Annotated in this window: 15 protein-coding genes; 12 read left to right on the forward strand and 3 right to left on the reverse strand. The window is 33.4% G+C overall.

Annotated elements, in window-relative coordinates; all coding sequences use genetic code 11:
• Positions 1-114: 114 nt before the first annotated feature.
• The 3 genes from IGJ55_RS04895 (at position 115) to IGJ55_RS04905 (ending at position 2,845) form a co-directional block, all read left to right on the forward strand.
• Positions 115-1,314, forward strand: a complete 1,200-nt coding sequence (locus IGJ55_RS04895; protein ID WP_069640643.1) for an MFS transporter — start codon at positions 115-117, stop codon at positions 1,312-1,314.
• 46 nt (positions 1,315-1,360) lie between these two features.
• Complete coding sequence (locus IGJ55_RS04900; RefSeq protein WP_429950522.1) at positions 1,361-2,530, forward strand: amidohydrolase; 1,170 nt, start codon at positions 1,361-1,363, stop codon at positions 2,528-2,530.
• Between the two features lie 66 nt (positions 2,531-2,596).
• On the forward strand, positions 2,597-2,845 hold the full coding sequence (locus IGJ55_RS04905) for a hypothetical protein (protein WP_069640645.1): 249 nt from the start codon (positions 2,597-2,599) through the stop codon (positions 2,843-2,845).
• A 154-nt stretch (positions 2,846-2,999) separates the two neighbouring features.
• Here the strand turns inward: IGJ55_RS04905 and IGJ55_RS04910 are convergent, their stop codons facing one another.
• Entirely contained in the window at positions 3,000-3,362 is a 363-nt protein-coding gene (locus IGJ55_RS04910; RefSeq protein ID WP_069640646.1) for a winged helix-turn-helix transcriptional regulator, read from the reverse strand.
• Positions 3,363-3,460: 98 nt separating this feature from the next.
• Here IGJ55_RS04910 and IGJ55_RS04915 point away from each other — a divergent pair, with 98 nt between their 5' ends.
• From IGJ55_RS04915 to IGJ55_RS04925, 3 genes are all read left to right on the forward strand, one after another.
• Positions 3,461-3,802, forward strand: a complete 342-nt coding sequence (locus tag IGJ55_RS04915; RefSeq protein ID WP_430607537.1) for a YrdB family protein — start codon at positions 3,461-3,463, stop codon at positions 3,800-3,802.
• A gap of 110 nt (positions 3,803-3,912) precedes the next feature.
• Positions 3,913-4,269 carry a DUF2200 domain-containing protein gene (locus tag IGJ55_RS04920; protein ID WP_429950526.1) on the forward strand — a complete coding sequence of 119 codons (357 nt, stop codon included), beginning with the start codon at positions 3,913-3,915 and terminating at the stop codon, positions 4,267-4,269.
• A 266-nt stretch (positions 4,270-4,535) separates the two neighbouring features.
• The gene (locus IGJ55_RS04925; RefSeq protein ID WP_069640649.1) at positions 4,536-4,784 is read left to right on the forward strand and encodes a helix-turn-helix transcriptional regulator; all 249 of its coding nucleotides are present in this window, start codon (positions 4,536-4,538) and stop codon (positions 4,782-4,784) included.
• Positions 4,785-5,678: 894 nt separating this feature from the next.
• Here IGJ55_RS04925 and IGJ55_RS04930 read toward each other — a convergent pair.
• Positions 5,679-5,876 (reverse strand): hypothetical protein, encoded by a 198-nt coding sequence (locus IGJ55_RS04930; RefSeq protein WP_430607539.1) that lies wholly within the window; start codon positions 5,874-5,876, stop codon positions 5,679-5,681.
• A gap of 375 nt (positions 5,877-6,251) precedes the next feature.
• Between IGJ55_RS04930 and IGJ55_RS04935 the strand changes: the two genes are divergently transcribed.
• Genes IGJ55_RS04935 through IGJ55_RS04955 form a run of 5 tightly spaced genes read left to right on the forward strand, consistent with a single transcriptional unit; the run spans position 6,252 to position 9,839 of the window.
• A complete protein-coding gene (locus IGJ55_RS04935; protein ID WP_239574262.1) occupies positions 6,252-7,166 on the forward strand; it encodes a phosphate/phosphite/phosphonate ABC transporter substrate-binding protein in 915 nt (304 codons plus the stop codon).
• On the forward strand, positions 7,166-7,978 hold the full coding sequence (gene phnC / locus IGJ55_RS04940) for a phosphonate ABC transporter ATP-binding protein (RefSeq protein WP_429950528.1): 813 nt from the start codon (positions 7,166-7,168) through the stop codon (positions 7,976-7,978). The genes IGJ55_RS04935 and phnC overlap by 1 nt, the downstream gene beginning before the upstream one ends.
• Positions 7,971-8,762 (forward strand): phosphonate ABC transporter, permease protein PhnE, encoded by a 792-nt coding sequence (phnE, locus tag IGJ55_RS04945; RefSeq protein ID WP_430607541.1) that lies wholly within the window; start codon positions 7,971-7,973, stop codon positions 8,760-8,762. The genes phnC and phnE overlap by 8 nt, the downstream gene beginning before the upstream one ends.
• A 13-nt stretch (positions 8,763-8,775) precedes the next feature.
• Positions 8,776-9,555 (forward strand): PhnE/PtxC family ABC transporter permease, encoded by a 780-nt coding sequence (locus IGJ55_RS04950; RefSeq protein WP_430607542.1) that lies wholly within the window; start codon positions 8,776-8,778, stop codon positions 9,553-9,555.
• A gap of 17 nt (positions 9,556-9,572) precedes the next feature.
• Positions 9,573-9,839 (forward strand): tyrosine-protein phosphatase, encoded by a 267-nt coding sequence (locus tag IGJ55_RS04955; RefSeq protein ID WP_207121757.1) that lies wholly within the window; start codon positions 9,573-9,575, stop codon positions 9,837-9,839.
• Between the two features lie 624 nt (positions 9,840-10,463).
• Here the strand turns inward: IGJ55_RS04955 and IGJ55_RS04960 are convergent.
• Positions 10,464-11,903: a helix-turn-helix domain-containing protein gene (locus IGJ55_RS04960; RefSeq protein ID WP_430607543.1), complete on the reverse strand. Its 1,440-nt coding sequence runs from the start codon at positions 11,901-11,903 to the stop codon at positions 10,464-10,466.
• 273 nt (positions 11,904-12,176) lie between these two features.
• Between IGJ55_RS04960 and IGJ55_RS04965 the strand changes: the two genes are divergently transcribed.
• Positions 12,177-12,866: a winged helix-turn-helix domain-containing protein gene (locus IGJ55_RS04965; protein ID WP_429950538.1), complete on the forward strand. Its 690-nt coding sequence runs from the start codon at positions 12,177-12,179 to the stop codon at positions 12,864-12,866.
• Positions 12,867-12,905: the final 39 nt, after the last annotated feature.

Genomic DNA, 12,905 nt, shown 5'->3' on the forward strand with positions numbered 1-12,905 from the left:
GTTCTCGGAAAAAAGATAAAAATTGAATGCGACAAAAAAGCGTCACAGTCAATTTTTCCTATTTTTCAGAGGAACCAAAACGAGCCCTTATCGCTTTTATATGAAGGAGGACACATGGAGAAAAAGGAAACAAAGAAAACTGGGTTGTTACTAGTTGCATTATTTTTAGGGTATACTATGGTTTATATCGATAAGCTTTCGGTGGGGTATTCACTGATTCCAATTTCAACAGAATTTGGGTTAGAGCCTGCGGCAAAAGGGATGATCATGAGTGCTTTTTTCTTAGGATATGCTATTATGCAGATTCCGATGGGCTTAGTGATCAATAAGGTTGGTTCACGAATTGTTTTAATAGGTTCTGTGTTAGGAATGGGCTTATTTTCATTCTTATTTGGATTTGGCACCTCATTAATTATGTTTATGTCGGTGCGTTTTTTAACTGGATTCTTGGCACACTCAGGTTATGCTTCGTCTGCTAGTAAAGAAGTCACGATGAATTTTCCACCTGAAAAGCGCACCTTTGCGCAAGGAATCTTACTTTCTTCTTCTGGAGTAGCAGGGTTTATCGGACCATTAGCTTTATCACCGATCATTACCAATGCAGGATGGAAAAATGCGTATCTGATTTTAACCGTATTAGCTGTTGTGATTGCTATTTTCTTAATTATCGCTATACCTAGAAATGAAAAAAAACAAGAAAAAGCAGAAGCTATTGCAACAAAAACAGATAAAATTTCAATTTTAGTGATTTGGTCTGATATACGGGTTTGGATTTTATTTTTAAGTTCATTTTTCATCAACTGTTTATTATATGGACTTTCAAGTTGGGTGCCTAGTTTCTTGACTGGAGAGCGTGGGTTGGACTTAAATGGTGCGGCTGTAATCAGCAGTGTTGGTGGGTTGTTTATGTTGATTGGCTCAATCGGCGGTAGTTATGTTGTCGGACGTTTTTTCCAACATAAGGAAAAAGCAGTTGTGGCGATTACAGCTATTTTAGGCACATTTTCTGCATTTGGGTCCTATTATATTGGAAACCTGGTCTTACTATCGATCGTTATGGGCTTAGCGAATTTCTTTTTAATTATTTCATTTGTCACTATGATGAGTATTCCATTACGAATTTTCGAAGGAGCTAAATTTGCTCCAAGTTATGGCACACTTGCAACAGGAGGGATTCTTGGTGGATTTGTTTCACCAACGCTGATTGGAAAATTAGTTGAATTGTCTAATGGGCAATACATTTCAACCTTTATTTTCTTTTTAGTTGTCGGCTTGTTGACAGCTGTGACGATAATGTTTATCAAACAAAAATAAGCGATCTAGTTATATAGACTCGTTTTAAAATGAAGGAGGAAATACAATGACAACTATTCAAGAACAAATGCCTCAGGCAGATATGGTAAAATGGCGGAGACATTTGCATCGCCATCCAGAATTATCCTTTCATGAAGTGGAAACAGCAAAATATATTCAAAAGGTACTAGCGGATTTCCCAAATTTAGAAGTTAGCTCGCTAACCGAAAATAGCGTGATCGCCGTATTAAAAGGCGATAAGCCAGGTAAAACGATTGCTTTAAGAGCGGATATTGATGCGTTGCCAATCGAGGAAGAGGCAGATGTAGATTTCCCATCTGAAAATCCAGGTGTGATGCATGCTTGTGGCCATGATACACATACTGCCATGCTATTAGGTGCAGTTAAGGTATTGAGCACAATGCAAGACAAAATTACTGGAACGGTGAAATTTATTTTCCAACCAGCTGAAGAAGAGCCACCAGGTGGGGCAAAATTATTAGTTGAAGCGGGTGTAATGGATGATGTAGATATGGTTTTTGGTCTGCATATTGCACCGAATATTCCAGTGGGGATGATCGGGACAAGAAAAGGCGCAGCAAGTGCAGCGTCGGATGTCTTTACATTGAAAATCCAAGGGAAAGGCTCACATGGTTCAACTCCTGATCTTTCTGTTGATCCAATTATGATCGGAGTAGAAATCATTAATAATTTGAATAATATTGTTTCAAGAAATATAAGTCCATTTGATAATGCAGTTATTTCAATCGGTGAGTTTAATGCGGGGAAAACAGCAAATGTTATTCCTGATACAGCCCAAATCCAAGGGACTGTTCGGACGAATAATAAAGAGGTTCGCTCATTCATCCAAAAGCGGATTGAAGCAATCATTGATAATGTCTGCAAGATGTATGATGCAACATATGATCTAGATTATTTACTTGGTTATAGCGAGGTAAACAATGATAGTGACGCGACAGATTTAGTCATAGCTGCAGCTGAAAAGGTTGTTGGCAAAGAGCGAATGTTTGAAGCACCTAAAATGATGGGTGGGGAAGATTTTTCTGCGTATACTGACGTTAAGCCAGGTTCATTCTTTATTTTAGGTGGTGGAACAGCAGCAGAAGGCTGCGGCTATATGAATCATCATCCAAAATTCAAAATTATGGAAGAATGTTTCTCAGTGGGTTCAGCGATGCATGCTCAAATTATTTTAGATATTTTAGGACAAAAATAATCAGAAGAGGACCTTAACGAATCGGTTAAGGTTCTCTTTCTAGTTAAGGAAGAGAGAGGGCACTTCATGCAGATAATCATCATTGGAGTCTTGCTATTTTTCTGTCTAATCTTAATAATAGATAAAAATAAGAATAAACAAAAAAATAGAAATATCCAGACAAAACCAGCTAAAAAAGTTCTTTCTTTAGATGAAAAAATCGAACAAGAAAAAAAGGTTGAGGTTCAGCAAGTAACTTCTTTAGTCACACAAATAAAAAAACAAAAGGTAAGTGAACTTCTCTTCGTATTAAATCAGGTGCAGCAAAAAAAATGAATGCATTTCCTATAAATACGAAAATTTAATAATGTTTTAATAAGCAGCTTCCATAAAACAACTTCTTGAAAATCAGGTAAATAGAAAATTTAAATTCAGCGAAAGATGAACTTTTATAAAAATGATGACTTACGACAATAAGTAGGTCGTCTTTTTATTTTTGCCTCAGTTCTAAAATAGCCCTGTTTTCCTCACACCAATTTCCAATTACTTCATAAACAGGCAGAAGGCTCCTTCCAAGTTCTGTAAGTAAATACTCTACTCTAGGTACAATTTCATCGTGTTCTGTCCTATAAATAAGCCCGTCTTTTTCTAAATCTTTCAATTGAGCTGATAGTATTTTATGACTGATTTCAGGAAGTTTTCTTTTTAGCTGCCCATATCTAATGTTATAGTTTCCACTTAAGTGATAAATGATCTGTATTTTCCATTTGCCGCCTATCATAGTTAACAATTTTTCTATGTTTTCAAAACCATAATCTTCAACGGTACATTTATCTTCTTTTTCTGATTTCAAATCTCAACCTCCACTAGGTACTTACTTTTTTGTGCGTAATTGTTTTATTTATCTTATTATTATATACTCAAACCAGTTAAGAATAAAAGGAGAACGTAATGAATTTAATTAAAAACAGTAATATCGCAATTGCATTTTTACTGGAAATATTTGCTATATTTATTTTAGGATATTGGGGATTTACTCTTCAATCTAATAAAATTATACGTATTACAGTCGGTTTGTTAGCACCTATATTAATGATTGTTATTTGGAGCATTTGGTGTGCTCCATCTTCAAGTCATCGCCTTGATGGTTTGCGGCTTGTAGCGTTAAAATGTTTAATTTTTGGAATTGTGGCATATTGCTTACTTAGTATGAATAGAACTTCTGTAGCAATTGTTTTTGGTGCTATTGTTGTCATTAACCTTGGACTTAGTAGTTATTTTGGAAAACTTTAATCTTACTAATATGTATAATTTACGTTCAAAAAGGTATTTTACTGAATATGTTTTAAATAGCGGTATAATAAATAAAATAGTGAAACAACCAAATAAAGGATGGAAAGCGAATGGAAGCGAAAAAGCCTAAAATAGTTACAATGTCTTTTGCTAGTGTCTATGTATTATATAATCAAAAAGTAGAACGAAAAGGAAAAACGAAAGCAGAAGTGGATGAAATTATTCGCTGGTTAACAGGATATGATGAAGCTGGGTTACAAAAGCAGATCGATGATAAGGTTGATTTTGAAACGTTTTTTGAAGAAGCTCCAGCAATCAATCCTAATGTTTCTTTGATCAAAGGCGTGATCTGTGGGTATCGTGTGGAAGATATCGAAGACGAACTGATGCAAAAAATTCGTTATATGGATAAGCTGATAGACGAATTAGCAAAAGGGAAAGCCGTGGAGAAGATTTTGAGAAAATAGTCGAGAAACTTCAAAAAGAGCTTGCTCAATTTAACTTATGTAATCATTATATTATGTGAGGGGAATTGGGCTATTTTTTTATAAATAAGTCTAAAAAATGAGACAAACCTATCAATATAGTAAAAAGTAACATCAAAATTGCTTTTTAAATCATTTCTAGTATGTGATATTTAAGATATCTTAGACAAATAGTATAGACATGAAGAAAGTCTTTTTTTACTATTGTTGAGGAAATAGTTTATTTGGTGAAGGTAGGTTGACAGGTAATGAGGATCGGTAACTTATTAAAAAGAAGCAGAGAAGAAAAAAGATTGACACAACAGCAAGTAGCGAAAAAATTTCATGTAACAAGACAAACGGTTTCGCGTTGGGAAAATGATCTATCGTATCCTAATATCGATACGTTAGTCGAATTAAGCTTCTTTTTTGATTTTTCTCTGGATCAGATTTTAAAAGGAGAGGAGCTTGCTGGAAGTATAATAGATGAACAACAGGATGAGAATTTCAGCGGATAGCGAAAAAAATCTGGATACATAAGGAGGGACTATGAATCAAGAGTCCCTCCATTGGTGTGATAAAAATTAAGTGTGTTCCTTCCTAAAGTTCTTTTCTATCGTTCTATTGTTCGTTATTAGTACACTTATAAGGCATTTCATTATATTAGCAATGATCGAGCTTAAATAGCATAGCGAAGCTTCAAAAACCACATTTAATTCATTTTATAACTGAAAACGATCGATTAGTCCGAGCTAAATGCCCTCGTTAATAGTGAAATAATATAAAATAACAAAATGTTACTACCTTATTTGTTGAATAAAAATCATAAAGTCTATTCTAAGGAAGTTGAGGAAGTCATATTGAAGGTCATTCAGGCAAAGTAAAGTTAGTGTTTATTTGAGTGCAGAAAAATAGCTAAGTGAATGAGTTGAAAAAAGCCGTTAAGTTGAGACGGCTTTTTTAATATTATAGCCAGAGGTGTATAAAGAAATAAATAAATTTTACTAAAATGGTGTTATTTTACCTTTTTTACAAATTAGTTGTTGATAAGATTGTATTGTAAATCTAAAATTTTGGAATAAGTTTTATAATGGCAGGAAGCATTACAGATGAAGGGATTGTCAATGACCTTACGAATCAATTTACTAGTAGCCTATCAGATATTTTGTTTATAGATAATCGGTCTATCAAATCCAAACACTCGTTTATCATCATTAAACAGTTCCTCTTTTATGACCAACGCTTCATCAGATAGTTCTTGCTTCAAAATAAACGCTGTTTTTTCGTAAATATATTATGTGATTCAACAATAAACGTACCCTCATGTTCCTTATAATGCAATGGAACAAATTTGTCAGATTCTGAGAGATCAGAAAAATCAATGTCTTTTAGCGTATCAAATTTCGCGTTCATTAATTTTTTGGCACAATGATCGATTTTAACACCCCATCGAAATCCTTTGGACGATTCACAATCAGATCATTTAAAAGCATATTATTGTGTATTGAAACGGGAAACTTCTCTTGTTCTTCTTCTGACAGAGAATGAAACTGCTCACTATTATCGAAACGTCCACTTAACAGTTGAATAACTCTCTTCAAATTTTCCATATCGCTCACTCAGCTTTCTTTATAGTTGCCATTATAGAATTATTACTTTTTTTCCATTTTATCAAAAAATTGAAAGAGAAAAAAGAGACGAGAAAATAATCATTAGTAAAATGATTAAGACACAAAAAATAAATAGAAAGAAAGCTACTCTCTCACTTTACAAATTCTTCCTTTGAAAAGCTCGATACGTCTCATTTATAGCATAACGATCGTTCTATTTTTAAGTTGAAATCTTGTCATCCGCACTTAAAATCCACAGATTCCATACCATTTCTTAACATCAATTAACTTATAATTTACATAAAAGTGCGGATAAATTTACATTCAATGGGTAGTATTATCAGTGTAATAACAAAAAGGAGGAAGAAAATCAACATGAAAAAGAACGTTCTATTTGGACTCACACTATTAGCCTCAATTGGATTCATGACTGCCTGCGGATCAAACAAAACGGTTTCTGCTAAAGCAGATGGTATGCCAGAAAAGATAACGATTGTCACGATGCCAGATGAAAATAATCCTGAAGCTGGCGGTAAAAATAAAAAATTTCAAGAAGATATGAGTAAAGCATTAGGCATTGAAGTGGATGTAATGGAAGGGGCAGATTACGCAGTAGGGATCGAAGCGATGAAAAATGAAAAGCTAGATATATTGTTAGTATCCCCTATGAGCTATTATCAAGCCAAAGAACGCGTAGAAATAGAACCAATCGTTACAACATCGTCCGCCGGAAAAGAAGCTTATCGTACGGTTTTTATCACAAAAAACGACAATGATAAAATTAACAATTTGAAAGATTTGAAAGGAAGTAATTTCGCTTTTGTTGATCCCGCTTCCTCTTCTGGTTATCTCTATCCAAAGTATGAATTGGTCAAAGAACTTGATTTAGAACAGGAAAAAGTCGAAGAACCAAATTATTTCTTTAAAACAGTAGCCTACTCTGGCAAACACGATTCAAGTGTCATGGGGGTTGCTAAAGGAGATTATGAAGCGGCCGCAGTTGCTGCACAAGTCTTACAATCTATGGATGATGCAGGATTAGTCAAAAAAGATAAGCTAAAAATCATTGGTGAAACGCAAGAAATTCCTAATGCAGCATACGTTATGAGAAAAGATTTACCAGAAGAATTGAAGAAAAAAATCAAAGATTTCTATTTGAACTATGATGATAAAGAATACTTTAAAGCTTTTTACAAAGACGATTCGGTGAAGTTTGTTGAGGCTCATGACACAGACTATGAATCGATCAAAGAGATGATGAAGGTCTTGGAAATAGAGGGAGAAAAATAATGACATTAGTAGAAATTAAAAATGTTAGCAAAGAATACAAAACGGGGCAAAAAGCATTAAATGATATTTCACTTTCAATCAATAAAGGTGAATTTGTTGTTGTTATCGGTCCATCTGGAGCAGGAAAATCAACACTGATTCGTGTAATCAATCAATTAGTTTCTCCAAGTTCGGGAGCTGTTTTGTTTCAGCAACAAAATATCACGACAGCAAAAGGAAAGAAGTTAAGAAAATTACGTTCACATATCGGGATGATTTTTCAGCATTACAATTTAGTGGAGAGAACAAATGTGCTGAAAAATGTCCTTCATGGAAAACTAGGACAGGTCTCTTTTTTTACAAGTGCATTTGGTCGATACACACAAGAAGACCGGCAAATAGCGATGGAATTATTAGCACAAGTTGGGTTACTGGATCAAGCCTATAAACGTGCAGATGAACTCTCAGGAGGACAGATGCAACGAGTGGGTATTTGCCGAGCGTTGATGCAAAATCCTGCACTGATTTTGGCAGATGAACCGATTGCCTCTCTTGACCCAAAATCATCAGAGATCGTGATGACTCAATTAAAAGAGATAACCGAGTCAAGAAATATGACAACGATTGTCAATCTACATCAAGTTGATATTGCTAAAAAGTATGCAACGCGAATTATTGGCGTAAAAAAAGGGGAAATTGTATTTGATGGAACGCCAGTCGAGTTGACAGAAGAAAAAATCGAACAGCTTTATAACAACGAGGCTATTCCAGCTATAAATATGGAAAATCCTACTATGATCCTAGCACAACAAGAGGAACATGCGTATGGATAATCTAGGATCAATCGCCTTAGCGCATCAAAAAAGTTTGAAAAAACGCGTAACAGTTGCATTGTTAAGTGTTATCGGAATATATTCCTTCGTTTATTTGCAAGTAGATCCTATAACACCGCTTTTGACTTTACCTAATGTTTTTCTATTTTTTGGTGAAAATTTTTTCCCGCCAAACTTCAATGGTTTTTCTAGCTATATCGCATTGATTGTGCAAACGTTGCTATTTGCGGTAGTAGGAACCTATATTTCCGCAGTCTTATCTTTTGTTTTTGGATTGCTAATGGCTGAATCAATCAATCCGATTGTACCATTAAGAATTGCTGTTCGATTTATTGTCTCATTTATTAGGAACATCCCCATATTGGTCTGGGCCTCGTTGTTAGTCTACATCTTTGGGATTGGAAACATGGTTGGATTAATTGCGTTGATTCTTGCAACATTTGGTTTTTTGACGCGTTCATATGCAGAAGAAATGAATAATATTGCAGATAGTAAATTAGAAGCATTAAAAGCAACTGGGGCAACACCTGCACAATTACTTGTTCATGGAATTATTCCTGCTTTTTTCCCTGCCTGGATCAATTGGACATTCTTTTCATTTGAAATCAACATTCGGGCATCAAGTATTTTAGGGATGGTAGGTGCTGGAGGGATTGGTATCATGATTCAAACGAATATTCGTTTGTTTAAATATCAAGAAGCAATGGCGCTAATTATCATTTTAGTCATACTAGTATTGCTAACGGAATTTTGTGTAAATAAACTTAGAAAGTGGATATTATAGGGGGAATGGGCGAATGAATAGAATTCCTTTAGTAAAGCCAAAAGATAAAATAAGAAACCTTGTGATTTGGGTAGTTGCTATCTTATTATTTGGGATTAGTGCATCATTATTAGATTTAGACATGGGAACTTTTTTATCGAGATTGGGTCAATCTGGTGAGGTGATTCGTCATTTTTTAACACTGGATATTTCAGATATTGGGACAATCTTGAGTGAATTAGAGCTATCTTTATCAATGGCCGTAGCTTCACTGATCTTAGGGGCAATCTTATCCTTTATAGTTGCTTGCTTGGGTGCTGATAACATTGCGCCAGCACATTTTCTGTCAGTAGGTATAAAAGCAGTCATATCCATTATCAGGGCGATTCCAGCACTTGTGTGGATCTTAATGATTGTCGCAAGTTTAGGTTTTGGACCACTATCTGGTGTTATTGGAATGATGTTTCCAACAGTCGGTTACTTAACAAAATCATTTATCAGCAGTATAGAAGAAATTCCAGTTCAGGTCATTGAGACCATGCGATCAACAGGAGCGAATTGGTTTCAATTGATACAAGAAGGCATTTTACCGAATGTATCAAAATCTTTTCTTAATTGGTTAGCGATTCGTGTTGAAGGAAACGTGGCTGAATCAATATCACTTGGAATGGTTGGAGCTGGAGGAATTGGCACACTACTGACACGAGCAATTGGTGGTTATCAGTATGGAAAAATCACGTTTATCTTTTTGGTAATTTTTGGCACGATGTTCACAATAGAAATGCTTGTGACAAGAGTCAAAAGAGCAATTTAAAGAAAAGGGGACAAAGCATGTATTATCAACGATTGCCTTTAGAAACAACCTATAATACGAGAGATTTAGGTGGTATACCAACGAAAAATGGACAAATGGTTACGTGGAAAAAGTTATTTCGTAGCGATGATGTAAGTCGTTTAAGTGCCTCTGATAGACGATTTTTAAAAGAATATGGTGTAGGAGTTGCAATAGATTTACGCAGCCGTCGTGAACGGGAAGAAACAAACTATACTTTAGAAGAAGAAACGTCTATTGAAACGTATCATGTTCCGTTTATGTAAGTATAAAAAAACATAATTGATACCATTTTATTTTAGGAAATTTTGATATTTTAACGGAGAAGATGGATGATAATTTTACTCCGTATCGTATTGAGCAGAGTGTAATGATGTGGATCAATGAAGAAGACGTTTTGGGAGAAATAGAATGTATATTTGCAAAACAAGTAAACGATGAAGTCACTTTGATGCCCAGTAAAATTAGGTACAATAAAAAGAGCTAGTGCTTTTATGCCAGCAATTGGCAACTTGTTTGGGCAGTGTTCGCTGTCTTTACAAGGCTTCAAATGCTTGGTTGCTGCCAGTCTTTGAAGTACTAATTTATTTTATATTCTAATTTGAACAGTTCATGCCAACATGAGCTGTTTTTTAGTGCACATCACAGCGATTACTTGAAGAGCAAATGATGCGCACTATTTGGCAACCGAAGAGAGAGAAGTTTACTCGTTCTATTCTACCCCTTAAGTATGTCCGAAAAGAATACAAACATGCAACATAATTTTTCTTACGAATACCATTAAATAACACTAAAAATTGCTCCCTTTTTATCAAAAAAAATAGAAAAAAGCGACTCAAAAATAATAAATAGATATTAATACGATTTTAAGTTCGCTAAAAAATAATCAACTAGCTTAAATAGCGACGAAGTTCTTTTGCTAAATTCATCCATTCCATTTCACCAGGGATTGACGATATTTGAATTGATTTGATATTAGAAAGGTCTTCAGGAATTGCAAAATTAGCAACAACAATATCAATATGTAGAAATCGAATTAAATTTTCAGTGACCGGTTGGTTAATCACAAAATGGATTTGAACCTCTTTTGGTGCTACAGATGCTGCAATATTTTTTAGGTGTTCTGAAATTATTGGAGTACTAGATATGGCAAATAAAATAATATGATCTCTTTTCAAATTAGTTTCGGTTAATAAAGTTAACGAAGTGGCTATATCTTCTTTGAAATGAAAATCAGAGTATTTTTCTAGATAATATAACCAATTTTCATATGTTTTGGGGTATTCATGTATAGCGATATTTTTTAAATCCTGTTGTTCCGTTTGAAAAAGAGGAGAAAATTTGCTTAACATGTCTAAATTAGACAAATAAGATTTTAAAATCAGATTGAGTTCAACGTTTGCGGAAAAATTATAATGTAAATCCTTGAAGAAGTTATCAACTATCGTATTAAAGGTTTTTAACATCGGTAACAAATCATCGAGAATGTAAAAAGAATCTTTTCCATAAACAACAGAATTTATAGCAATGATGTAAAGATAGATAATTTCAGAATCAGATAAATCAGTATAAAGAGTATCGTTTCTTGAAACCCAATCAATGGCGCTATGAATCGATTTGAAACCAGCATTAGTGCTATAGGTTGAAATAAGGGAACTGTCAAAAGAGACCTGGTTATTTTGAGCAATTCTATTGCGAGAAATTTTGATTAACTGAGCGAATCTATAGTAATCAATAGTCAATATCTGTTTATAATTGTCTCTAATATAGTTTAAAAAGTTGTCTATTAGTTTAAAATCTGCATCTGTAAATGTATTCATCCAATTTCTGTGGTTATTGTTAAAATAATGAAAAAAGAAGTGGCGAATATCTATTTCATTTCCTATAAGTTCAAATGGATTCGTATTTAACGTTAAATGATAATCAGCTAATACATCTTTCAATAAATCGATATGTTTTCTTAAGGCTGACTGAGAGATAAAATGCTTTTCAGCAAAAGTTGCAACCTTTTCTTTTTTTCCTTCATAGAGTGAATCCACTAATATAAATATAGGATTATGTTGTATTAAATCATACATGTACGTTTGGATGGCTTTGGGAGAAGCTATTTTCCTGATGGACCAATTACTAGATTTGGTTAGTTCCACAGTTGAAGAAAGAGCATTTTCAATGGATAAAAAATCTTGCTGTAACGTTTTAATGGATACATCGTAATTCTTTTGTAAATCAAAAACAGATATAGGTTCATTTGAGTCTATTAATAAAGATAAAATATGTAGCTTACGTTTTAGGATGTTATCAAATATTAATCTTTTTTCTATCTCATTCATTTAATTTATCACTCCTTATTTGCATTATAATGCAAAATTTATCTTGAACATGTTCTAAAAATTCTAAATTGCAGAAAGAAATAAAGCGAATAATACGCTCAATTATAATCTATGAGAAGTTATTCCCTCTCAAAATCGCTCTATATATATAGGAAGAAAAAGAAAAAATATTTTTTTTTTTTTTGCATTTTAAGCGAAAAAAAAAGAATTTCAAATAGAAATATTTGTTGTATATTCAATAAGGACAAAAAATAAAAGTAAGGATGAATAACAATGACATATAAATCTATTGCTATTACAGATAGAGAAGAGAGCCGATTAAAAGACATACTATCTTCTTTTGACTTATTAGATTTAACTTTTACTACAGAAACAAACATAGATATTTCTCACTTAGATGCAGACCTCATTATTATAGAAGAAATCAAAGCGATTAGTTCAATCAATATACTAAACATATTATTTGAACTGAGAAAGAATTTTTCTGGACTAATTTGGGTGCTATCAGCTAACTATGAAGAAAAAAATGAAATTTTATATTACAAAATGGGTGTCGATGGAATTTCATACAGTGATAGATCCTCTGAGTTGATCCAGTTACAAATTACAAGTGCACTTGAACGTAATTTCAAAAAAAGAGTAAATATTTCTAATATGAGTAAAAATAAAGTTCCTTCTTTAAATTTAAATCCAATAAATTTGAGCGTACATAAAGAAAATGGAGAAGAAATTTCACTGACCCGAAGTGAGTACAATATTTTGAGCTTATTAATGGAAAATCTCAATAGTACAGTTACTTATGAAGAAATATTGTCTTTAATCTGGAATGACGATAAAAGAAGTAATAAGTATAAAATCAGTAATCTGATTTTTCATTTACGAAGTAAAGTAGAGAGTGATTTGAAAAAACCAAAATATATAAAAACAGTTCGATCAAAAGGGTATATGTTGAAAAATTCGTAAGTTGTTCTATTTAGAGATAAGCCTTAAAAATAAACTGAA

This window comes from Enterococcus sp. AZ170 (assembly GCF_050545135.1).
GTDB lineage: Bacteria > Bacillota > Bacilli > Lactobacillales > Enterococcaceae > Enterococcus_L > Enterococcus_L ureilyticus.